The sequence below is a fragment of the Collinsella sp. AF23-4AC genome (assembly GCF_003462685.1).
In the GTDB taxonomy this organism is placed as follows: domain Bacteria; phylum Actinomycetota; class Coriobacteriia; order Coriobacteriales; family Coriobacteriaceae; genus Collinsella.
In genome coordinates, this window is sequence record NZ_QRVE01000003.1 from 1 (window position 1) to 24,035 (window position 24,035).

The 24,035-nt window shown below is 58.7% G+C and carries 11 protein-coding genes and 1 tRNA gene; 1 reads left to right on the forward strand and 11 read right to left on the reverse strand.

Annotated elements, in window-relative coordinates; genetic code table 11:
- Positions 1 to 108 precede the first annotated feature (108 nt).
- The 7 genes from DWY05_RS03100 to DWY05_RS03130 all read right to left on the reverse strand — a co-directional run bounded on the left by DWY05_RS03100 (position 109) and on the right by DWY05_RS03130 (position 18,236).
- A complete protein-coding gene (locus DWY05_RS03100; RefSeq protein ID WP_117820674.1) occupies positions 109 to 10,842 on the reverse strand; it encodes a hypothetical protein in 10,734 nt (3,577 codons plus the stop codon).
- 40 nt (positions 10,843 to 10,882) lie between these two features.
- A complete protein-coding gene (locus tag DWY05_RS03105; protein ID WP_117820673.1) occupies positions 10,883 to 11,827 on the reverse strand; it encodes a hypothetical protein in 945 nt (314 codons plus the stop codon).
- Between the two features lie 14 nt (positions 11,828 to 11,841).
- A complete protein-coding gene (locus DWY05_RS03110) occupies positions 11,842 to 12,657 on the reverse strand; it encodes a hypothetical protein (RefSeq protein WP_117820672.1) in 816 nt (271 codons plus the stop codon).
- Positions 12,658 to 13,698, reverse strand: coding sequence for a hypothetical protein (locus DWY05_RS03115; RefSeq protein ID WP_147335200.1), 1,041 nt, complete (start codon positions 13,696 to 13,698; stop codon positions 12,658 to 12,660).
- 285 nt (positions 13,699 to 13,983) lie between these two features.
- On the reverse strand, positions 13,984 to 15,288 hold the full coding sequence (locus DWY05_RS03120) for an ATP-binding protein (protein ID WP_117759354.1): 1,305 nt from the start codon (positions 15,286 to 15,288) through the stop codon (positions 13,984 to 13,986).
- A gap of 234 nt (positions 15,289 to 15,522) precedes the next feature.
- Positions 15,523 to 17,553, reverse strand: coding sequence for a bilirubin reductase, long form (bilR, locus tag DWY05_RS03125; protein WP_233503986.1), 2,031 nt, complete (start codon positions 17,551 to 17,553; stop codon positions 15,523 to 15,525).
- Between the two features lie 606 nt (positions 17,554 to 18,159).
- Positions 18,160 to 18,236, reverse strand: a tRNA-Met gene (locus DWY05_RS03130).
- Between the two features lie 196 nt (positions 18,237 to 18,432).
- Here DWY05_RS03130 and DWY05_RS03135 point away from each other — a divergent pair.
- Positions 18,433 to 19,206 carry a type III pantothenate kinase gene (locus DWY05_RS03135; protein WP_117820669.1) on the forward strand — a complete coding sequence of 258 codons (774 nt, stop codon included), beginning with the start codon at positions 18,433 to 18,435 and terminating at the stop codon, positions 19,204 to 19,206.
- Positions 19,207 to 19,305: 99 nt separating this feature from the next.
- Here DWY05_RS03135 and DWY05_RS03140 read toward each other — a convergent pair whose 3' ends face one another.
- From DWY05_RS03140 to DWY05_RS03155, 4 genes are all read right to left on the reverse strand, one after another.
- A complete protein-coding gene (locus tag DWY05_RS03140) occupies positions 19,306 to 20,502 on the reverse strand; it encodes an ATP-binding protein (RefSeq protein WP_117820668.1) in 1,197 nt (398 codons plus the stop codon).
- A 251-nt stretch (positions 20,503 to 20,753) separates the two neighbouring features.
- Positions 20,754 to 21,455: a hypothetical protein gene (locus tag DWY05_RS03145; RefSeq protein WP_117820667.1), complete on the reverse strand. Its 702-nt coding sequence runs from the start codon at positions 21,453 to 21,455 to the stop codon at positions 20,754 to 20,756.
- Positions 21,456 to 23,183, reverse strand: coding sequence for a dihydropteroate synthase (gene folP, locus DWY05_RS03150; RefSeq protein WP_117820666.1), 1,728 nt, complete (start codon positions 23,181 to 23,183; stop codon positions 21,456 to 21,458). It lies immediately after the preceding gene.
- 94 nt (positions 23,184 to 23,277) lie between these two features.
- Positions 23,278 to 24,030, reverse strand: a complete 753-nt coding sequence (locus DWY05_RS03155) for an NAD-dependent protein deacylase (protein ID WP_117820665.1) — start codon at positions 24,028 to 24,030, stop codon at positions 23,278 to 23,280.
- Positions 24,031 to 24,035: the final 5 nt, after the last annotated feature.

The following is a 24,035-nucleotide window of genomic DNA, read 5'->3' on the forward strand; positions in this document are numbered from 1 at the left end:
GGTTTAAAGCTGGCCGCTGCGCGGCCAGCAGACTAAAGTCTTGAAACAAGAAAAGGGGCGGCAACCGGGTGGTTGCCGCCCCCTTTGCGAAGCCAGTTGGCTTCGGAACTAGTGGTCGATGCCGTTGAGGTTCACCCTCGTGAGCGTATAGGTCACATAGTCGGGCGATTGAGGCGTTGCGCTCGCCACGTCACCCTTAACCAGGCTCGCTGTCATCACCAAGCGATAGTTCGCGTAGAACTGCTCACGCTGTTCAACCTGCGTGTTGACCTTAACGGTAAAGGGCAGGCTAAACGTCGTATTACCGTTCTTCGTTTTGAACTTGCCGTTCTCCTTCGAGTCAGTGAAGGTGATCGTGCTACCGGAGGGAGCGACCGCGGCAAGCTTACTCTCCGTCACTGTTACGTAGTTTGAGATATCATCCGTTACGCTCTCATACGTGCCGTCGGTTCCGCGGCGCTGAAGCGAGAGCGTGTACACAACAGAGTCTGCGTTCGCAATTGCCTCGGCGGCGTTGCTGAGTCCACCCAGTTCATACGTGGCACCCAGACCAATCGTGCCATTCGCGATCGGACGCAGGTCGTCCACGTTAATGCCAAGCTGCGACTTATCTGGCGCAGAAAGCGTAATGGTCGTATCACCCGTGTCCATGCGATAGTACCCGACGTTACCGGGCTTCGTCTGCGTCAGGCTCGAGGTATTAAGGCCTTCCTTACGCGTCGAAAGCTTGGCAGTATAGGACATCTTGGTACAGGCGTCCTCGCCAGACTGCTTGGACAGGGAGATAACCTTGTTGCAGCCGTCCGGCGTAAGGCGAATCTCTTCCACCACCGTATGCACGGTAAAGGATCCGTCCGTTGCGATCTTGCGGATTCCGGCGAGGTCATGGTCGAGCGTGAGCTTCAGCGAATCATCGCCTGTATCCGTCACGGTCTGCGTGAACGCAGGCATCGAAGCGTCACACGGCTCCCAATCGCCGCCATTCCACCAGTAGTTCTGACCGCCGATGGCAACATAGAACTTCGCAATTGCCGAAGTTCCGCTCGGGAAACTGCTTACTCCCATTAGGTTGTTGTTGGCGCCATAGCGACACAGCGATGTATCGAGCTGATAGAACAGATGGTCGCTCTCTGTATAGTATTGGCTCGGGCTAAACGTAACCGTATCCATGACATCGAGAGAAAGAACGTAGGCGGCACCGTCCTCCGACTTCGAAACCGGAATGCACGCCCCATCTTTTTTGTCGACTACATTCTGCTCATAATTGGACAAGATACTGTATGTCGATGCCGTACTGTTTTGAATATCGTCGCTGCCATCGGTGCGTAAAACATGATGCAGATTCCAAGATATGCGGGCACCCGAAGAATTCGAGTCAATAGACGAAGCCGTAAAACCGTTGATATTAGCTTGCGTCACGCCGTCGCCCGACTTGGGCACGTTGACAACTAGGTAGACGCTCTCCGACGCACGCTGCTCCTTGCCGTTATCCTTAGGCACCTCTAGCGTATAGCGACTGTTGCTGGGAACGTCAGCACCCGCAACCTTAAACAGCGTCCACTTGCCATCGAGTTTCGCTTTAGCGGTCGCCTCTGCCTCGTTATCACACACGGTCCATGTGCCGGCGCCATCCTGTGTGGCCGACACATCCAAAATCTCGCTCAGCCATCGCTCCTGATATGGATTGCCCGCAGAATCCTTAAAGCCGTCGTTTCCGCTCAGGGAAACGCTCGTTGCTCCGCCTTCGCCCACCGTATAGTGATACTCTCTGCCACCGGCCCGGCCGTCAACGTTCGCATCGATGAGCGCAAGCTGGCTGCCCTGGGGCAACCTTCCGTCGGCACCATTGAAGAGGATGCTCTTACCGAGCCCCTTCATCGAGCCGCCAGCAGCCATATAGCTGTCCCAGCCAAAGTCGACTTCCTTCCCATTGGCAGAATTGTATGTCCAGGTAAGCAGACCCGTCATCGGCTCGCCAAAGCTCGTAAGCACGTGTGCATCTTTTCCAAGGTTAGCGTAGTCGCTTTCTTTAAACTTAGTGCCGTAATCATACGTTGCAGTGAAATCGATCTCGAGCTTGCGCTTAACGATGATCGGCACCTGAACGTTGTAGCTCTGACCCGCCTCGGTAAAGGTGACGGTCAGGAGCGTAAAGCGACCCTTGCCGTTATCCCAATCGGAGCTTGGGCTAAACGACATGTTGTTCTTGCCGTTGTTCACCACGCGAAGCGTGGGATTGTTCGACGCGTCATCGTCCTTAACGAACACACCGTCCTTGAGTTGGAAAACCTCTGCTTTGGCCGTCACGTGCGGATTGGTGCCATTCTCGTTATTCAATCTGCAGGCATCGGAGAAGCCGCCGTTCGTGACGATGTTTAGATAGCTCTTGACCGTAGTGTTGTCGTTGCCAGAGATCACCAAAACGGAGAAATCCGTTGTGGCTTGGTTGCTGCTTGTATCATTATTCGAATTGAACTTACTGGCCACGGATGAGGCATCGTAGCTCGACTTATTTTGATAGGCGCCGTTGTCATTAATGCCGCCGATATTCGTGTAGGTGTAGCGATCGGCAACACCGGTGCCTGCCTCGCTCTGGACGGTCGCCGCGGTGTCGATGGTGGCGCCGTCGCCAAACAGGTAGCGATCGGTGGTGTCGTTGTCGGAGGCACGCACCGCCAGCGTGCTTACGGGGCTCGTGGTCACGTACGGGCTTGCCGCCGTGGTAGCGGTATCGTCCGCACCGTAGAGCGTGGTGCCCTCGTCGGGCGCGCGCAGCGTGTCCTTATAGTCGCCGAACGCGATGTAGGTCTTCCTGTTTACGGCGGCCGTATTGGTCGTGTAAACCATCGGCGGCAGATCACGCGTGGTCTTGCCGTTGCCGAGCTTTACGTTCACGCCCGCTGCGGAGAGGCTATAGCCGTTTGTGTCAACCTCGCCTAAGAGCACGCCCTGCTTAGAGCCCAATTTGTAGGTATTGCTGTCCATGAGCACGTTTACCAGATGGAACTGGCCGCGTCCGTCGCCCGCAATGCCGCCGTTGGAGGTTCCGCCAAACGTTGTGTTAGATACCTTTGTGTTGGTGACGTTGATGACGTCGGCACCGCTGTTAATCGCGCCAAGTAGACCGCCGCTCCACCTGCCCTTGATCGTGGCGCACTCAATCGCGATATTGTTGCAGGCTATGTTCACATTGCTGAAGTAGTAGCCGATAAGTCCGCCCGAGCATTGGTCGGTGCCGGCAATGTTGATATTCTCGACGCTACAGTCCTCAAACCAGTACGTGTTGGGGCTGCCACTGCTCGTGACCTCGCCAATCAAGCCGCCCGCATTACGGATGCTATTGTTCGTTCCGGTGGCATCGCCGATGATGGCGCTCTTGGCATCGCCTCCGGCATCAATGCGCACGTTGCTTATAGAAATAACGCCTCTATAGGCGCTTCCGACCACACCGCCGGCGCCCATGTACTTATCGGTGTTCGACCCGGTGGCGAGTACATTTACCCCAGAGATGACTGCCGTGCTCGATGCGACGGCTTCCGTGATGCCAATTTTGGTGTTCACCGATACGTTACTGGAGGTATAACCGAACACGCCGCCCACGTAGGGTGTTGTTCCCGTGGCGGTTATGGTCGAGTTTTTGCCAATAGTCTTCTCGTATACCCCCGTGGCCGCGGTTGTCCACACGCTGCACGGCGAGGCGATCGCACCCACATAGCCGCCAACGTACTTCTCGCCCGTGACGCTAAGGCCAGTGTATGAGCAGTCATAGAGATTCGCGGGCGCCTGCGTGCCGGAGCCGAAATTGACCATATAGGTCACGTCGTTATCCGTCCTTCGGCTGGTACGGCCCGAGCTGCCAAGAAGCCCTCCTACGCTCTTTGCGCCCAACACGGTGCAGTTCTTCATCTGTACGTTGCGGTAGACGCCACGCGTGTTGCCGTCGTAGTTGGCCGTTGCGCCCGCCAATAGGCCGGTGCCGATGAGGTCGTTCGATGCCGGTCCCGAGGCAATGCTACCGTTGGCGTCTTTGTACGTGAGCGATACGTTGCAGTTACTAAAGGTAAGGTCTTTGACCTGAGCGCCGTCATTCGCGGTGACGCTCTGCCCCACATTGGTTGAGGTGAACATCACGGTGCTGAATAGGCCGCCCACGCCCGAGACCTTATAGTCGTCATCGGCATATTCGACGACGCCGTAAGTGGCATCTTTGGCGCCTACCGTGATGGTGGCCCCGTTGCCGTCGATCGTTGCCACGTGCGGCGTGATGCGGTCGCGATCGGTGGACGCCTCGTTCGAGCTGCAAGCATTGGAATAGTAACGGCCGCTAAGGCCCACGTATCCCGTGCCGTAGCCGGTCATATCGTAGGTGGCATTTTCCTTGAACTCCAGGCTCATGCCGATAGATTTCGACGCGCACACGTAGCCCGTTTGGTAGTCGGCAGCGTAGGACGCCACCAGGTAGGGCGAATTTACATCGTCATCATGGTCGAGCGGGCCGTGCCACCCCTGTTTGCCCGGGGCCTTCTGGTCATCGTTTTTGGCGGTTTCGAAATCGCCGGCAGCGCTCGCAGGCTTGCCCACGCAGTCGTAGCTGGCATTTCGCACCTTACCATATTCCTTGTTGCCAAACAGGTAGCCGTTTATCGCCGGGTCCTGCTTATCGCTGCCCCAGTACGCCTTGGAGCCGCGGAACACGCCATAATTAGCGTAGTCGGTATGTGCCGCTCCAGCACCCGCACCCGAGCTAATGATGGCCGAGAGCACCAAAAGGCCCTGGGCGTTTTCCACCGTGGTCACGGGTGCCTCGGCATCAGTGCCGATATACTTGTTGTCGGTGCCCGTGGTAGTGACGCAGGCGGTTCCCTTGTTTGTGAGCTCGTTGATCTTGTAGCTAGCGTTACCGTTTTCGACTTTGCAGCCCTCGCTAAAGGCATAGCCATCAATCACACGGCCAACGTAGGGATTGTCGTACTGCCGGAAGTTGCCCGTTCCAAGCCCCTGAGACTTGTCGCTGGTTCCAGCGCGCCAAGACGTCCCTGACATATTGCGGAAGATCACACCGCCGCCCGCAATGGCACCAACGTAACCGCCGACGGGAACAAGATGTGACTTAGTTCCGCCACCAGTAACCGTAAAGCCAGTTGTGGGGTTATCGGCCGTCGCCCCATTTACGACCACGCCATCGATAATGTTATCGCCACCAAGGATGCAGCCGATAACGCCACCAAAGAACGCCGTTGGGGCACCGTCGGCGTCCTTGGCAGAATAAGTAATCGCCGCCGACTCGTTCACATAATTGATGTTGAGGTTGCGTACCACGCTGCCATAGCTATAGGGAACCAGGCCGCGAAGCTCGCCCTTGTTGTTTTCAATCTCAATTGTTGCAGTCGAGGCGCCCAGATCGCCAACGATAACACCGCGGAACGGATTGGCCTTGTTGCCAAACCCGCCAAACGATGCCGCATCGACGGTAATCTTACTATCTTTGTCAGGCTCTATGCTGTAATACGCACTCTGTATATAGCGGTGCACGGTTTCGTCGCTCAGCGTCTGCTCGGGATCGGTCTTATCGCCGATCTTCCTCTCCCATTTTTTATCAGTACCGTTTGCCTGCTTATAGACGTACGTAACCTCATTGTTGGTCGATTGGTCGCTGCGGCGAGTGCAAAGCGCACTCTGGTCAGCGGCAATGGTGACTTCCCAGCCATCCAATGCCACGCTATTGTTGATGTAGTTGGCGATGGCGTTCATCTCCGTCGCGTCCTTAACGGTATACGGATCGCCATATGTACCACATCCCGTTATCAGCTTTGGAATACGCTGGTTGACTTTTATTTCGTGGTACTGGACATTGCTCTCGGTGGCCTTCCCCTTATAAACATAAGGAAGATAGTCACCGAACACCGGGGCATCGACATTCGCCGTCTTATCCCCAGCCTTCACCAAGCCGTTAGGGGTGCCATACGTCGCTTCATCGTAATACCAAAGCTGCTTGCCGGAGTACTCCGTGCCTTTCCTATCAATTTCGGATCCGTAGGTCACCTTGTCATTTTGAGCGGCATCTGCTGTAAAGGTATAGTCCGCCGAGCCCGTGCCGCCGGTCGCGTAGCCAAAGCTCTCCAGCAGGCTCGCGTGGGTAAAAATCGAATTGTCCGTTTGGCTGGGCAAGCTTATTTTCTCAAACTTCGCTATGACCTGATTGGCCTTATCTCCCACGCCGAGCTCGCCAAACAAGCTTGTAGCTGCAATCTTTTTTTTCGTACCGTTATTGTACGAATCGGTTACCGAGATATTCTTCGCATCAAGGTTTACAAGGGTCTGCATCTGGTTGATTAGCAGTGGAGCGTATTGGGTGGCGTTCGTCACACCATCGACCGCAAGACCATCGAGCACTAAACCGTTTATCGTGATTTGTGCCACATTGGTTTTTTTGACGGGTCCGTAGATATAGCGACACACAAGCGCGCCAGACGAGCTTCCCCAATCGCTCACAACAGAGCCCACGGTACCAGCAAGCGTGACATTCTCAACCTTAAGATCGCCCGTGTGAGTTCGGATGAGAGCGCAGTGCATATTCTCGTGCTGCGTGGCTTCGTTATTCTTTTTATTGCCTTCTTGCTCAGCTTTAATATCGGAATAATGGAACGTAATGGTTGCGTTTTTTACCGTTACCGTGGAATTACTGGTGGGGTTGGTGGGGTAGAAGCTGTATCCCTCTAGGTTGATAGCCACGCCCTCGGAACCGTTCGTACCAATATTGTTTCCTTTGAAAATCTCACGATTTCCCGGAATGATATAGCCCTGAATTGCAGGCGGGGCATACAGGCATGCACACCAAAGCAACAAGTACTCCGGGCGGTCCATCCAGCTGCTCGCACTACTATTTTTTGAGTTGCTGCCTACTACCGTATACGCCTTGTCAAGATTGTAGTAATACCTCGTCCAAGCGTTGGTTTTGCGTGAGTTGCCGAAATCCGTTCGATTGTGATAGCTGTTATCGCTTCCCGGATTTCCGCTCATGTCGAGCTTGCCATTATTAACGTCGTCTTTGGTGTGAAGTGAAACGACAGTGTTCCATTCGGCATCGATTAGCTTGCTGCCTGGCTTCCTGCCGTCGCCAACCCATTCATCAAACTTCTTTATGGACTTAGCTTCCGCAACATGAATGCCTTCGACCCTATAGGCAGTACCCCAATAAGCCTTATCTTCTAGATATAATCCCGCATACGGCTCGGAACCGTATATTCCGTCGGCTACCCTGCTGCCACGGCCGACGAGCAAGCCCAACATCTCGGCGTTGCTCGCGTTAATGGTTGCACCCGAAAGGTCGATGGCATAGTCGTTGATGACCCAGTGGCCACTAGCGGCGTATACAAGACCGCCGAGCTCCTTGGAATTCTCCGCAGTTATTGAGGCCTTGGTTGTTCTCAGAGCATAGGAGTTTACATCCTTGTTAACGCTGTTATCTCCGATAGTTACGACCGCGTTGCCCCAGCTATAACCCAAGAGACCGCCCGCGCCATTGAGCTTATCGCCGTTTTTGCCGACGCTCATGGCGAACGAATCGAACACCAACCCTGCGATGTTGACGGTCGCCACATTGGTCTTGTTTGTCACGTTTTCTTGTTTACCCTGTGCGATGCAGCCGATAAGGCCACCAACTTGGGCAATCTTGCCGCTGGCGCAATTGCCGGTTTCGATTTTGCCGCCGGCTTCGAGACCCGTAACATTGAATGTCGAGGCATAATCGCCCACATAGCCGATGGCGCCGCCAATGCGAATATTGCCGTTAAGCGTTTTAGTTGCAGCGATGGTCGCTTGAGCCTTGCTGCTGCCCCCAAACGTAACCGTGGAAGCTGTCGACACGCTGCCCGCAATACCACCAATGTTCACATCGTTAATGTTCACATCGTTAGCGAACGTATCATCGCACGCGATATTCGTTTTGCACGTTGCGCCAGACAGCGTCAGACCGCCCGCAATGGTGCCCGCAAGCGATCCGGCATCAATGGCCGCGCCGTTATCGAACTTCATAGAGCCGGCGATTGTGACGTCGGAGACAGTTGCGCCGTTGATTGCTGCGAACAAGCCCAGGCGGCCGTGGCGATAGATTTTGCCGTTGCCATCACTGGTGGCACTGACCTCGCTATTGCCGCGCATGCCGTAAGGCTCGCCCACCGCCAGACTTATGGTGTGACCGTTGCCGTTGAGCGTGGCGGTAAAGCTGTGGTTGTTCTCGTTAACGCCGGCTTGCTCTTTGGGCTGTCGGTCTTTGGTAAGGCCGGTAAGACCTGTGCCGGAAAGGTTGATGTCTGCAGAGAGCGTGATGTTCGTCGAAGGAATCTGAGCGAAATTGTCATCCGCAACGTCCTCCACGGCGGAGAAGTACCCGCTCGTTTGCCAGGTGATCGCCAGCTTTGCGAAATCGTCGACGCCTGCCAGCACAAAGGCACCACCAGTTTTTACGAGGTTCGATTTAAAGATACACTGGTGCGAATCGTTGATGGTGATGAGATCATTGCTCAGCCCACTGCCCAGGCGAATGACCTGACCATAGCTGTAGATGTCATCAATCTTGACCTGAGTGGTGGGGCGCTTGTATTGCCATTTTGTGATATCGCCTGCGGTGGCACCGCCGTCGCTTCCGCTACCCGCGGCAAAAATGAGTGAGTTGAAGTTCTCATAGACTAGCTGCGCGGTGTGGTCGTTTTCCGCGAATCTGGCGTCCGACAGATCGGTGACACCGCTGAACTTAACGATGCCGCGCCACGACGATCCGACGACTCCGGCAAAGCCGCCGTTCGAGCCGCCGATGGTGGCGTTGCCGGCGGTTTCGACCTTTAGGCCGCGCACTTCTAGAACGTTTTTTGTGTCCACGACGCCCACGGCACCGCCATACTTGCCACTATTGCTGGCGTAGCCCGATGTTGCACATGTCACCGTTGCGTCATCAATGACCACGGCAGACTCGTTGGGACTCCCGTTGCCTTCGCCAAGGTAGCCTACCAGGCCGCCCGCATAGGTGAGCTTGCCGTTGGAGCCCACGCCAAACGACACCGCGGCGCCATCCTGCACCGTGAACGCACGCAGTGCCTCGCCATCCTTCCTGCCCCACAGCTTGCCCACCAAGCCGCCGTAGTTGCCGCGCACGCTATTGTTGTTGTCCGTTCCGTTTTGCAACGTACTTGTATACGATCCGCCGCTGACGGTCACATCGCCGTTCGAGATGTCGAGCTCGCCGAACAGTCCGCCGGCAGAAGGAGCGACGCTCGTGTTGGATACGCTGAGATCCACGCCCTCGCCAAAGTCGAAGATGTCGCCATTGATGGTGAACTTGCCGGCAAACGAGGCGTCGCCGATAAGGCCACCTGCATACGTGCCGGCCGATGATGACCCAACCGCGCGTGCAGGCTTGATGGTGATGGCATTGCCCGAGGCGTCTTTTCCGCTGTTATCCGTACCCACGGTAAGCGTGAGGTTGGCTGCCTTGCCGATAAAACCGCCGCTGGCGGTGGTGCCCTTGACGGTGAGCGCGTGTAGGTCGAGAGCCTCCGTGACGTTGACCATGGCACCTGCACTCGAGCCAACGAGGCCTACAACGCCACCGGCAAAGCCGCTCGTGGACTGGACGGTGGCGGCGGGAACATTGGTCAGGGTGCCGACGCTCAGAGTCGCACCGTCCTTGACTTCGCCTACGAGCAGCCCAGCGTTGTCAGAGCTCGTTTCGACGGTTCCGCCTGAGGCCAGATCGTTGGGGAACGTGACGGACTCAACCGTCAAGGCCCCGCTTTCGACCGTGTTACCAATCAAGCCAATGTTGCCCGTCGCATTCACCTTGAGAATCTTGTGGGAACCGGTGAAGCTATAGGTAACTTTCGCAGCAAGATAGCCCGTCGTCTCACCCAGGAGGGGTGCCGTCAAGACGGAAGTCGTATCATCCTTCTTATCAACGGGACCCGCGATGTCAACCGACGCGTTAAGCGTCTTACTCTCTTCGCTGTTTTCCGCACCGCTGACCTTCGAAGCGACCATCGGCGCGCTATAGCTAGTCGCGCCCACCCACTTCATCTTGACCATATTGTTTTGGTCGGTCAGCTTGAGGCTATTAAAAACCGTCCGATCAGTCGTGAGCTCGACGGGACTATCAGCGCCATTCAGCGACCTATAGATCCTGCCTTCAAACGGATGCTCATCGCTGCCAAAGCCCTGGAAAGACATGCCGTTATTAGCCGACTCGGTGAGCTTCGCATCGCCCGTGATGATAACCTTGATCTGCGCATCATAGTAAAGCGAAGCGTCGGCGTTAGACAGGGCGGCGAACGCCTCCGACGACTTGACATTGAGGCTTTTGATTCCACTGTTATCTTCTTTGAGCACGATGTTTTCCGCACCATTAGCCTTGAGCAGCTCGACAAGCTTTTTCAAATCCGTGATCGTCGCACCCGCCTGGGCCTCAGCGTCCTCCGAAGTCGCATCATCGGCATCTTGCTCGGCGTCGTCAGCGGCGGCATCGTCAGCGGCATCGTCGCCTTCCGTCTGGTCGCCCGTGGAATCGGAACCCATGGCGCTATCGGTGGTATCGCCTGCTGCAGCGTCATCCTTCGCCGCGTCATCCCCAGCACTGTCGCTGTCGGCACCGGTATCACTCGACCCAGACCCGATCGTGACATCGCCGTTGGTCTCGCCGCCCTCGGCAGTATCCAACGCCTTCGCAGATGCGGCAGCAATCTCGTTCGAGATGTTCTGCCAGCCTGCCGCCACAGCAACCACCGTGGGCGAGCATGCTTGGAGCACCATGACCACCGTCATGAACTCTGCGAGTATGCGCTTTGCCGTTCTCATCGATTCCGTACCTCTTATCCTAAAAACTCCGCTTCCAGAGTTATTGAGTCTCCGTCGTGCCCGTCAGGGTAGTTCCGCTCACGCTAATGCCCAGGTCACCCCAGCCACCGGGCGTTTTGCCGTCCGCTCGGTAAAAGTTGACGACCATCGAACCCGGCTCCATGGTGAACGTAGCCTTGCGAGCTGCAGCATCCACCGTCGCGCCATGGTTGATCTCAAAGAACGGGTCGATCTCCACGTTCTCCCCCCACGTGAGCGTGACGTTCGCCGGTGCTCCCGTGACCGTCACGCGGTAGTTATACGCAGCGTAATCAGTAAACTTACCAGCCTCATCGACCAGCGCGCCCTCGACCGCCGCGGTCTTGACCTCGGCCCTCTTTGACGGCACGACTTTCGCCGCCAGGCAGGTAAGCTCGGTGCCGGGACTCTTCTCCGATACGACCGTGGCCTTAATCACAAAGTAGGCATGTCCCAGCTTGTCCTCAGGGAACGTCACGGTGTAGTCGTTCTTGGTAGGTTGATTCTCCGGAAGCATGACGCTGTTACCGGGCCGGGGCGAATAGCTCCACGTGGTGCCATCGAGCCCATGCCCCTCGACCGTCAAGGTGTATGTCACATTTTTGTCGTTGCAGAAGTTGCTGTTGCTCAACAAATAGTTGTAGATGCTAAAGGTAAAGTTGCACTGCCCGTTGCTGGGATACACCGTAACGGAGCGCTGGGCACGGGCGAGGTCGTCGTTGCTAGGCGTACTCATATAGCCCGTGAGCAAATCGCTCGCAAACAGGCTCTGCGCGGTGCCCGTTGCGGCGACGGACTTTAGAAATCCGTTGGCGGTGTAGGCGGAATAGGTAAAGCAGCCACCCGTCACGAGCGCCACGGCGCAAATAAGTGCGATTGCCGCCACAACCAGCTTGTTCTTGACTAGGCTCTTGCTTTTTGCCAGCTGCTCGCGCTCGGCATCCTGCTGCTTCCCTTGCTTCTCCATGTGCGCCCCCTCTCCTACTTGCCGCTCGTGTTGCGCGCGATCAGGTAGATCACGTCGGTCTCTTTGGCGCTCTCGTCCCACGAAAGCTTGATGATGAAGTTAAGCGTGTCGTTGCCAGTCGAGCCGTCGAGCGTCTTAGCGTTGAGTTCGCTTTTGCCGAATTTCTTGTATCGGTAGAGCGGACGCGCGTTGCGCTGGACGTTTTGATAGTCCTTGAATGTAGGGTCGCTTGCGCCCTCGCCCGGGTCTTCGATGGGCGTGAAGCTCTTCAGCAGATCCGTTTCATACATTTTCCAGCTATAGGGCTTGCCGCCCGCAATGCCTCTCACGTCGGGAGCATCACCTGGGCCCGTATCCTCAGCTTTATACAGCTCGATAGTGAGACCCGTAATGTTGGTCGTATTCGCAAGCTGCAGCTCAAAACCGTCACCGCCCGTTTGCACGCAAAACGCGCGCTTGAGCGTCACCGTGTTGCCAGTCTTGGTATCGCCGTATTCGGGGTTGTAGCTCAGGTCGATCTGCTCTGTTGCCGTAGCGTTGGGGCCCAGCACTTTGAGCTCTGCCGGCTCCTTGATCTTGCCGACGGTGGAGCCGCGATTGGCATCGACGAACCATCCGAGCGTCAATCCCAGCAGCACGAGAAGCACGGCAAGCAAGCCCATGATGGCAAGGGATTCGCGACGGTGGCCGCTCACCCAAGCCTTGATACGCTCGATGCGGCCAGCCGGACGCGCTTCGCCGTGCGAGCCGAACCCGTTGCCGCCGGGGTTTGCCGCTCCTTCGTTGTGTTTGATATCGCCCTGCTCGCGGGCATTAAGCTGCTCGTCCATTTATTTATCCGCCTCCTTGGCGGTAAAGCGCACGCGAATGTACTTGATGTTTTTGCCGATAACCTCGTCGGCGTTGTTGTAGTAGCCGGCGCAGGTTTCCACATCTGCAGAAGACATGCCGGCCTTGACAGGCGGAACCTTGCCGGGCGCCTGACCTGGCACGCTCGTGCTATCGGCGCGGAAATAGCGCGCGTGGTTATTGTTGATGTCGCCGACGAGGGCAGTGTAACCGGCGTCTGTGCTTGCAAAAAGGTTGCCGCCGTAGCCGGCATTACCCGTGCGAACATAGCTCTTAAACTGCTCCGGCCAAATCCAGTAGAGGGTTTTGGGTACGGTTCTTGTCGTGCTATTTGAGTCCGCAGCGCAAAAGTCCGACGCCGGGATGGTAAAGCTCTGCGTAATGACGGTGACGCTGGCTCCGTCCTGGGTCACCGTGGTTGTCGTGGGAACCAGCGGATCGGAGTAAAAGCCAGAGGGGTCTTTGCCCTGGAAAACCAAAATGTGTCCGCGCACCAGATTCTTAAGCGAGTTGATGATCTCTTCGTTTTTCGATGCATCCGCAGCGGAGCCCGTGCCGACAGCACTCGTCTGGACAGAGATTTCCCAGGTCATCTCCACCGTGATATCGTGCAGGTCATTGCAGAGCGGCCTGACGTTGAGCTGAAGCTGACCGGCCGACCCCGGAGAAAGGCTGCCATCGGCACTCATGTTATTGAGGTTGAAAAGATTGTTCACGGCAAGGCTCGTGCTGTCCGATGCGTAGTTGTCCCGAGTGTCGTACTTGCCTGCCGTGCCGCCCTGCGTTCCCGAGAGCACAAACCGCGGGCCCTTCGCCCCAATCGTACTCCCCGTGGCACTCACTCGGTTATTCGCGGCAAACCAGGCCAGGCATGCAAAGATGGCAACGATGGCGGCCAGCACAAACAGGCCGCTCACCAGGAAATCCTTCCAGAAATCCTTGAGGGTCCGCACGTGCTCGTCGGCAGCTTGGCGATACTCGGCCGCCGTCTTGTGCTGCTGGAGCTCGCTATGTCGGTCCATGCCACTCATCATTTGCGTTTGCCCTGCTAGCGGGCGTGCCATCCTTTCCGCTCGGTCGCGCTCTATCCATTGCTCGTAGGCATAGAATTCAGGCAGAATACAACACCATACGATAAGGTAAAAGAATAGCATTGACCTGCGGTTTGTTCCACAACGCAAGCCTTAATGATGTCTTAAAGATTACGAATAGCAGCTTCTTCCATATGCCAAGGACATGGTGCAAACAAACCTGACCACTTGCACCAATCCGCAGCACCGGGCAGCGGGCACACGGCGTGCCGCCCCTTAACACCCCAACGCGCGCACGGGTATCACGTAGATACCGTCCTCGACCTCGCGGGCGTACTCACCCACCCCCACAATCACGGCCATAAACTCCGGTTCGCGTGTGCGTGAACGAGGATTTCCACAGACCTTCTTGCGAACGCGCTTGAGGCTCTCGACGCCGGCGCTCGCTTTATCTTCACTCACCTTAATCTCAAAGGCGGCCCACCGTCCGTCGGCTAGCTGCACGATAGCATCGCACTCAAGGCCCGAATCGTCGCGATAATAGCGCACGGGCGTGCTATCCAGCAGGTCGAGCGAACGTGCGTAGACCGAAAGGTCGCGTATGACCAAATTCTCAAACACCAGACCAAATGTCTGCCAGTCGGCAAGCAGCGCCTGCAAGGACATACCTAGCAAGGCGCAAGCAAGGCTCGGATCTGCCAGATAGCGCTTGGGCTTGACGGTAAAGCGCCGTTTGTCGCGCGCGGCGGGAACCCAACCGGGGACCTCCTCGAGAATGAACATGCCTTTGAGGGCATCCAGGTACCTACGCACCTTGGTCTCGTCGGCAAACGCTGCGGGTTCCTCCTCGGCACCGAACATATCCATAAGAATCGTTTTATACGTGGTTGCCTGTCCCAGATTGCGCGCGATCGATGCGGAGACTCGACGAGCAATATCGGGGTCGAGACCGACCGCCGGGAAGCTGCTCGAAAATGTGGTGTTGAGATATTCGCGGGCGATGAGCTGGGCGTCAGCCGAAACCATATCGATCGCCTCGGGCCAGCCGCCGCGGCAGGCGGCTTCGACAAGCCCCGGCGTATCGCCATCGCACCGGCAGGGCTCAAAACGATGCTCAAACAAGCCCGCCAGGCTCACCTTGCCGTTGGACTCACCTGTCTCGGCAAACGTCATGGGGTGCATGCGGACGCGGCCGATGCGGCCGGCTCCACTATGCGCGGGCGCCTCCGCCTTTGAGCCAAACGCAGGCGTGGCGGAACCCGTGAGGATATAGGCGCCGCGCGTGCCCCGGGTGCGGTCAACCTCGTGTCTAACGTAGTCCCAAATCTGGGGAACGCGCTGCCACTCATCGATAATATGCGGACGGTCTCCCAGCAACATCATCGCCGGGTCGGCACGCGCGAGGTCGAGATTCTCGTCGACATACGAGACGGACGCCCCGTGCTCGAGCGCGGCCCACGTCTTGCCGCACCACTTGGTGCCCGCAATCTCGACCGCGCCAAAGACGCGAAGGTAGCGTTCGATTTGCGCATCCACGATACGCGGGATGTATCCGTCCCGATGTAGCCTCTCGCCCGCCATGAGCCACCCCCGCAGATTTCCAGTTCCTGCTTTCTGGTTCTTCTATTCCACTGTAGCAAATTCGGATTTTCGGGTGGTTGCGATTCGGATTTTCGTGTTCATATAATTCGGATTTTCATGTTCTAAGAAGTCGGATTTTCTGAACCCGCTGGTCAGGGGCGCTCTCATTGGCAAAAAGGCGGGGAGCACCGATACGGCACTCCCCGCCCACTCAATACGCGATAGCTTTCTTGCTTAGAGCTCGTTGGCCGCGTGATACGCCGTGCGAATGGCGCTCGCGATGTCGGCGGTGCGCTCGCCCGAGCAGTCGCCCACGCAGGTCACGGGCACCGTTACGCCGTCCAGGTCAAACGCGTTGGCCTTGGAGCCCACGGCCATCACCACGTAATCGCAGGCGATCCTCACCGGCTCCTCAGTGCCGTCCTCGGTGGTGTGAATGGCCTCCACGCCCTCGTCGGTAATGGCGGTCAGGCGGGTCTTAACATGCTGCTCGACGTTGTGGGCGGCAAAGTCGTTCATAATCAGCGGCAGAATGGTCTCGGACTCGCCTGCGGCAATCTTGTCGAGCATCTCGACAATCGCCACCTCGCAGCCGTTCTGCAGCAGGTACTCGGCAGTCTCGGTGCCCACCAGGCCGCCGCCGATAACGGCGACGCGGCCCGTAAGCTCCGCCTTGCCGGCCAGCACGTCCCAGCTCGAGACGACCTTCTCCGAATCGGCACCGGGCACGGGAATGACCACGTCGTGCGCGCCCACGGCCACAATCGCGGCGTCGGCGGCGTTGAGGTCCGCGGGGCTAGCGGTGTGGTTGAGCTCAACCTTCACGCCCAGGCCGGGCAGAATCTTCTCGTAGTACTCGACCGAGCGCATGATTTCGTCCTTGCGCGGAGGCGCGGCCGCCAGCACAATCTGGCCGCCCAGATGGTCGCTCGCCTCGTAGACGGTCACGTCGTAGCCGCGCTTGGCCGCCACACGCGCGGCCTCCAGGCCGGCAATGCCGCCGCCCACCACGGCAATCTTCTTGTCGCCCTCGCCGGGCTTAATGGCGATGGTCGCCTCGTCGCCGTTCTCGGCATTGAGCACGCACGAGATGTACTGGCGGTTTTGGATCGCATCGACGCAACCCTTGTTGCAGTTGAGGCACTCGCGGATGGGCTCACCCGTGGCGGCCTTGAGCGCAATGTCGGGGTCGCACATGAGCGAGCGGCCGTACGCGACGATGTCGGCCGAACCGTCTTCCAGGATCTTCTCGCCCGCCTCGACCGAGACAACGCGGCCGACGGTTGCCACCGGCACGGAGACCAGGGCCTTGACGCGCTCGGCCACGGGCAGCGTCCAGTTGTAGGGCATGGCGCCCATGGGCGGAATGGTGTCGCCCATGTTGCCGGTGTGGTTTGCCTGCGCGACCTGGATCATATCGATGCCCGCGCCCTCGAGCAGCTTGGCAAACTCACAGGCCTCGTCGGGCTGCAGGCCGCCCTTGCCGCGCGGCGTGCCGTCGGGGTTCTCCATAATCACGGGGAGCTTGTACTCCACCATCAGCTGCGGCGCGGCCTCCTTAATGGCGGCGACGACCTCGAGCGCATAGCGAACGCGGTTCTCGAACGAGCCGCCGTACTCGTCGGTGCGCTGGTTGAGGATGGCCGAGCACAGAGAACCCACCAGACGGTCGCCGTGGACCTCGATGGCGTCGATGCCGGCCTGCTGCGCGCGGGCGGCCGAGGCGGCGATAGCCTCCTTGATCTGGGTGAGCTGCTCCACGGTGGCCTCGTTCACAAAGTGCTGCATGTCGTGGTGCAGTTTGGCGTAGGCCTGCTTGCGGATCTCGTTGGACTCGGCCATCTTGGCGGCAAAGGTCTCCTCGTCGCCGGCGGCCTTGGCCTCCTGCGCGGCCTTGGCGGCGGCCATGGAACCCATGACCATGCGGCCGACACCGGGCACGTCGTACTCGGGATGGAACAGCTGCAGCGCGACCTTGGCACCGTGCTTGTGGACGGCGTCGGCCAGCGCCTTAAACGTGGGGATCTGAGCGTCGGTCGCCAGCTTGGGCGTGGGGCTCGCGGTCATGACGGGAGCGACGTCGCCGATGACGATGTAGCTCACGCCGCCGCGGGCCAGGCGCTCGTAAAAAGCCAGGCTGCGCTCACCGATGGAACCGTCGCGCTCCTCGTAGCCGGTGGTCAGCGGCGGAAACATAATGCGGTTCTTGAGCTCAAGGGGGCCAACCGTAATGGGTTGAAGCAGCTTGGACGCAGGTGTGGTCATGGACATTCCTCTCTTGTAGGCGCGGCGGCGATGGTGCCGCGTAGTTGTCTAAAGGATATGGCACGGGAGCACGGGAGCACAACGAAAATCGGCGGATAGCAGGGAGCGACAGGTGGATGGGGCGGACGGCCCGTCGGTTTGTCTCAATCTGTAACAGTAAGACCCCATTTTGCCGAGCAACTGTTACAGATCGAGACAAACGGGAGCGCTCCGTCGGAAAATCTCGATCTGTAACACCTACAGACCAAAAACGACCTTAGATGTTACAAATCGAGACGAACAAATTCGGTCCGACCAAACATCTCAATCTGTAACATCTAGACCGACTTTTGGCCCCTACCTGTTACAGATCGAGACAAGCGGCAACTGTCCGGCGGAAAATCTCAATCTGTAACAGTAACTCGGCGAAATCCGTCCCTCGTGTTACAGATTTAGACAAACACGACCCAACCCACCGGTATATCTCGATCTGTAACACCTAGCCGCCCAAATCGGGTCTAGATGTTACAGATCGAGATTTTGTTTGAGAGGCCGAGAATTGGACCGAAAACACGGTCCCGAAATAGCAAAAAAGCTCGCCGGCTAGGCCGACGAGCTGCAAGTTCTTGGTCGCGGGGGCAGGATTTGAACCTACGACCTCCGGGTTATGAGCCCGGCGAGCTACCAGACTGCTCCACCCCGCAATGTCTGGACGCCTCATGTGCGCAAGAAAGAATATTACTCGGGAGTTCGGTAAACGGCAAGGAAAATCTCGTAGAGCATAATTCCTTCATATTTAAACTCCTCAGCCCATATCACCGTCAACGAATCGCAGTCGAGCGCCGTCGGCGGCGCGTATACAATGGTGCGCGTCCTTTTACGCCGACACCGGGAGTAGACATGCTGCTCGCTATCGATATGGGAAACACGCAGACGGCCATGGGCCTGTTTGACGGAGACGAGCTGGTGCAGTCGTGGCGCATGCCCACCGACCGCTCTTATACCGCCGACGAGATCCACGTGCGCCTGATGGGCTTCTTTAAGATGTACGACCTTTCGCTCGATGCGGTCGACGCAATCGCCTTTGCCGGCGTGGTGCCGCAGCTCTCGCGCGAATGGCACGCCGTGGCCGACCGCATTGCCGCGGACGCCATCGTCATTGGGCCGCAGACGGCGGCCGTAACCAAACTGCGGGCGACGCGCCCCCAAGCCGTTGGCGCCGACCGCATCGCCAACGCCGTCGCTGCCGAGACCTTCTACGGCGCCCCGGCGATCGTGGTGGACTTTGGCACCGCAACCAATATCGACGTCATCGACGAGGACGGCTATTACATTGGCGGAGCGATTGCGCCGGGCATCCGCATTTCGATGGACGCGCTCGCCGCTCGAGCCGCCAAGCTCGCCAGCGTTCCGCTCGAGGCGCCCGAGCACGCCATCGGCCGTGATACCGAGGAGTGCATCAAGGTCGGCGCCGTAACGGGCGCCGCCGCCATGGCCGAGGGCCTGGTCGCGCGCATGAAGCGCGAGCTGGGGCGCGAGGACGTCACCGTTATCGCCACGGGCGGCCTCGCCAGCATCGTCGCCGATTCGACCGACGCCTTCGACGTGGTCGACGGGCAGCTCACCATCAAGGGTATCTGCGAAATCTACCGCCGCATGCAGAGGCTGGGGTAAGGCGGGGTTTAAGTCGAGCGCGAGCGGCGAACTAGGCAACGCATCGGTCCTATTCCTCAAAATCGAAAGTTTTTCAGTTTTGAGGAATAGGACCTTTTGCTAAGCCTCGCCGCACAACCACCTCGCCAGGTCCACGATCTGCACCCCATTGCGGTCCGTGGCTTCGTGATGCGTGCGGGCGAGAATCATCTTGGGATACGCGTCGCCAATGCTCAGCAGTGGTGAAATCTCGCGTTCAAATGTCTTATCCGAGCTGATGTCGTCGCTCACCTGAATGTAGAGCTTCTCGCTTCGCTTGATTGCTACAAAGTCTATTTCCTTTTTATAGAGTACGCCAACGTATACCTCATATCCGCGGCGCAGCAGCTCGATGGCCACCATGTTCTCGTACACGCGACCCCAGTCCATATCGCGTGTACCGAGCAGTGCGTATTTGAACGCGTGGTCTGCCAGGTAATACTTCTCGCCGCTCTTAAGGTATTTCTTGCCGCGAATGTCATATCGACGAACTTTATAGAAGGCAAACGCATCGCACAGGTACCCCATGTACGCACCGACCGTCTTGTTCGTTATCTTTAGCCCATCCGCGTTCAAAACATCCGTAATGTTGCGTGCCGACGTTATGTTGGATACGTTGTCCATCATGTAATCGGCAATGCGCAGCAGCGCCGATTCGTTTCTCACGTTATGCCGCTGCACGATATCCCTCACGATGAGCGTCTTGAAGACATTGGAGAGATATTGATAGCGCTGCTCCTGCAGTGGATAAGGGTAAGAGCCGGACATGCCCCCGGTTCTCGCGTACTCATCGAAGTCGCGATCGACCTCACCCTCGTCGCCATAGAAGCGATACTCCTCAAACGAGAATGGGAAAACCTCGATCTCGAACGTGCGCCCCGTAAAGAGCGTCGACAGATCGCTCGACAGCAAAAAGGCGTTCGATCCGGTGATGAAGATGTCGTACTGCTCGGATGCATGGAGGCTGTTGATCGCGCGTTCAAAGCCGTCGCACATCTGAACCTCGTCGATAAGCAGGAAGTTTTGCTTGCCGGGCACTCGATGCTCTTTCACATAGGCGAGCAGGGCATGATATTCGAGCAGGCCCTCGAACTCGTCGAGGTTGTAATTGATATGGATGACATTCGAATTGGACAGATTTGCCTCCACGTAATCGCGGAGGGCCTCGAGCAATTTTGACTTACCGCTACGGCGAATGCCCGTTATGACCTTGATGTCCGGTACGCCAATAAGGCTCGTCAACGTGTCCATATATGACGTTCTATTGATGAGTTTCATTGGTGCCTCCCTGCGGTCTTCTATCGCTATTCCTCAAAAACGAAAATTATTCAGTTTTGAGGAATAGACTCTGCAACGAATATACCTCGTTAAAGGCCGAGCTGGCTTAATTCTATTCCTCAAAATCGAAAGATTTTCAGTTTTGAGGAATAGGGTGCTGACAACCCATTCCCCAGACAAGCAAGACCCTCCCCGGCACAGCCGAGAAGGGCTTTGTTGTCGTCGTTATCTTTTGCTGTGGGCGCCCTGCACTACAGGCCGCGAACGCGCACGGCCTCGGGCGGAAACTCTTGCTCGCCGGCGTCGGTCTTAATGGTCGCGCGGCCCCAGATGTCCAAGCCCGCAAACACGCCGACCGCGAGCGGCAGGCCGTTGGGCGACACCGCCGCGACCTGACGACCCAGCAGCGGCACCATATCGAAGTACTCACCCAGCACCGGGGCCAGCGGGCCGGCAGCGCCCTGTGGTGTGTTGGCGGCAACCGCCCAGGCGTCAACGCGAGCGAGCACCGCCGCGACCAGCGCCTCGACCAGCGCCTCGTCGCCCATATCCACACCGAGCTCGCCTAGCGCCGCACGCTCAACATCAACCGTCACCGCGGCAAACATGCCCGCAGCACCGGCACCGCCGTTGACGGCGACGCGCGCGAGCGACGTCTCAAACGCAGGCGCGCCGCACACGATGTCACTCGGCCACTGGATGCCCACCTTGCCGGCAAGGCCCAGGCCCGGCGTTGCAGCCGTGCCCGTGAGCGCGTCCATCATGCCCATTGCGGCCACAAACGGCAGGCCGTGGAAGGCGTGCATGTTCACATCGGGGCGCACGACCAGCGAAAACGTCAGCGATGCATCACCCGCGCTCCACGCGCACCAGCCCGCGGACATGCCCTCGCGGCCCGCGTCACGCGCCGCGTCGAGCTCGGTACCGGCAGCAACAGCATTCATCTCGATCATCTACATACGCCCCAATTCGCCCACGATATGGCCCACGCGATCCTCGGGCTCCTTGACCTCGACGCCGTTGTAGCGGAAGAACCGCGCCGGGTCGTGCATCAGGTCCTCGAGCGGCACCAGCACAAAGTCGCGCTCGCCGATCAGCGGATGCGGCAGGCGCAGCTTTTTGCCGCCGTGAGTCTCGCCATCCATCCACAGCAGGTCCAAGTCGATGGTGCGCGGGCCGTTGACCTTGGCCTTCTTAGAACGGTCGCGACCCAGCTCGAGCTCGATCTTCTGCAGCTCGTCGAGCAGCACCAGCGGCGCCAGCTCGGTTTTGATCTCGATAACGGCGTTGGCAAACGCGTCCTGGCGCGTCTCGTAGGCCGGCTCGCTCTCGTAGATGCGCGAGCAGTTGGACACGCAGGTGAGCGGGATCTCGGCGATCATGTCGCGCGCGGCGCGGATGTTGTCGCAGCGATGCCCCAGGTTGGAGCCCACGGCCACAAACGCGCGACGCGGCTGCGGCTTGGCGACAGCCCAGTAACCGTTCAGGAACTGCGCAAAGCCCGCAACGTCGTGCACGCGCACGATGTTGGCACCGGCCTGGATGGCGCCCAGGCACACGCCAAACGTGGCGGCATCGCGCGCGGCGGCCTCGGTCACGCCCGAGACGGCGCCCACAAAACGCTTGCGCGACACGGCGCACATGAGCGGATAGCCCAGCGACGCCATCTTGGCGGTCTCGCGCTGGATGACGATGTCTTCGTTGGCCGTCTTGCCAAAGCCCGGGCCGGGATCGATGCAGATACGGTCGCGCGACACGCCGGCATGAATGAGCGTACGGGCCTGGTCGGACAGAAAGCCCATGACGCGGCGCATGATGGGCGCAGAATCGGGCAGGGTAAAGCGGCGGAGCTGCGAGGTGGGCACATAGGCTTCCTCACGGCGGGCACTGCGGCGCATCATGGCGGCCAGGTGGTCATTGGGCTCCGGCGCGGCTTCGGTAGCTGCGGGCACGGTCTCGGGCGCAGCGACGACAGGGGCAGTTTGCTCGGCAGCCGGCGTCTCCGGCTCGGACTCGGGCGCGGGCTCCGATTCGCCAAACGGCAGCGAGGGCTGTACCACACCGCCCGGAAGCTTGGCCTCAACCTTGGGCTCGCCCAGCAACTTGCCGCGACGGCGACGGGCCGGCTTCTCGGCCTCGCGCGCAGCCTCGGCAGCCGCTTCGCGTGCCTTCTCGGCAACAAACGCCGCAGCCGAGGTATCGAGTTGCACCGTCGCGTGCGTGCGGGCGGGTGCGGCGACCTCGCCGGCGTGCATTACGATGACGCCGCAGGTGCTCGTCTTAACGAACTCAACCATCTTGGGATCGGTGAAGCCCGTCACGTCGTTGACAATCGAAGCACCGCAGCGCACAGCCGCCTTGGCAACCGCCACATGACGCGTATCGATCGAGACGATGGCGCCCTCTTTGGCGAGCGCGCGCACGACGGGCAGCACGCGACGCGCCTCCTCGTCGGGGTTGACCGGGGTAAAGCCGGGGCGCGTGGACTCGCCGCCCACGTCGATGATGTCGGCGCCGGCATCGAGCATCGCCAGGCCGTACTCGATAGCGGCATCCTGGTCAAAGTGCTCACCGCCATCGCTAAACGAATCGGGCGTCACGTTGAGGACGCCCATGATGCGCGGACGGTCAAAGCTGAGCTCGTACTTTCCGCACCGCCATGTCTTGCTGTCGTTCGCCATGAACATCCTCCTAAAATGCCCACGCCGCCGCGCTCGGGCGCTGGCGGCGGGGTCGCTTTGCAATCAGTCTTTCTATTGTATCCGCGCGCGCGGGCTAGAACGCAAACGCGGCCGCGATGTCGCAAGAAATCAGCAGGTCGGCATTTGCATCCTGATCGGTGGGCGCCAAATTGCAAATGGCCAGCGTATCACCAGTAAAGTAACGCGTGAGGCCCGCTGCCGGATACACTACGAGCGAGGTTCCGCCCACGACGAGGGCGTCGGCTGCGGCGATGGCAGCAACGGCGCCGGTAAGCACACGCTCGTCGAGCGGCTCTTCGTAGAGGACCACATCGGGCTTGATGCGGCCGCCGCATGCAGGACACACGGGCACGCCCACGGCATCCTCATGCTCGCGCGCGCAAATCCATTCGGCGCTGTAGACCGCGCCGCACGACTGGCAAATGTTGCGATGGACCGATCCATGCAGCTCAAACACGCGCCGTGAACCGGCCACCTGATGCAGGCCATCGATGTTTTGCGTCACCACGGCGTCGAGCTTGCCGGCACGCTCCAGCTCGGCCAGCTTGGTGTGGCAGCAGTTGGGCTTGGCGCCAAGCGCGATCATCTTGGTCCGGTAGAAGTCGAAAAACTCCGCCGGATGCGCCTCGTAGAAGCTGTGCGAGAGCATAGTCTCGGGCGGATAGGAAAACCGCTGGTGATACAGACCGTCCACGCTGCGGAAATCGGGAATGCCGCTTGCCGTGGAGACGCCCGCACCGCCAAAGAAGACCACGTGACTATGGGTTTCGAACAGCTCCGCCAGCGCGGCGGAGGCCTGTTTGGGATCTGTTATCGCTTGCGTCATGTTTG

Excerpts from the sequence above, each read along its gene's own strand:
- DWY05_RS03100 (WP_117820674.1), bottom strand. The coding sequence starts at position 10,842 with ATGAGAACGGCAAAGCGCATACTCGCAGAGTTCATGACGGTGGTCATG.
- DWY05_RS03105 (WP_117820673.1), bottom strand. The coding sequence starts at position 11,827 with ATGGAGAAGCAAGGGAAGCAGCAGGATGCCGAGCGCGAGCAGCTGGCA.
- DWY05_RS03110 (WP_117820672.1), bottom strand. The coding sequence starts at position 12,657 with ATGGACGAGCAGCTTAATGCCCGCGAGCAGGGCGATATCAAACACAAC.
- DWY05_RS03115 (WP_147335200.1), bottom strand. The coding sequence starts at position 13,698 with ATGGACCGACATAGCGAGCTCCAGCAGCACAAGACGGCGGCCGAGTAT.
- DWY05_RS03120 (WP_117759354.1), bottom strand. The coding sequence starts at position 15,288 with ATGGCGGGCGAGAGGCTACATCGGGACGGATACATCCCGCGTATCGTG.
- bilR (WP_233503986.1), bottom strand. The coding sequence starts at position 17,553 with ATGACCACACCTGCGTCCAAGCTGCTTCAACCCATTACGGTTGGCCCC.
- DWY05_RS03135 (WP_117820669.1), top strand. The coding sequence starts at position 18,433 with ATGCTGCTCGCTATCGATATGGGAAACACGCAGACGGCCATGGGCCTG.
- DWY05_RS03140 (WP_117820668.1), bottom strand. The coding sequence starts at position 20,502 with ATGAAACTCATCAATAGAACGTCATATATGGACACGTTGACGAGCCTT.
- DWY05_RS03145 (WP_117820667.1), bottom strand. The coding sequence starts at position 21,455 with ATGATCGAGATGAATGCTGTTGCTGCCGGTACCGAGCTCGACGCGGCG.
- folP (WP_117820666.1), bottom strand. The coding sequence starts at position 23,183 with ATGGCGAACGACAGCAAGACATGGCGGTGCGGAAAGTACGAGCTCAGC.
- DWY05_RS03155 (WP_117820665.1), bottom strand. The coding sequence starts at position 24,030 with ATGACGCAAGCGATAACAGATCCCAAACAGGCCTCCGCCGCGCTGGCG.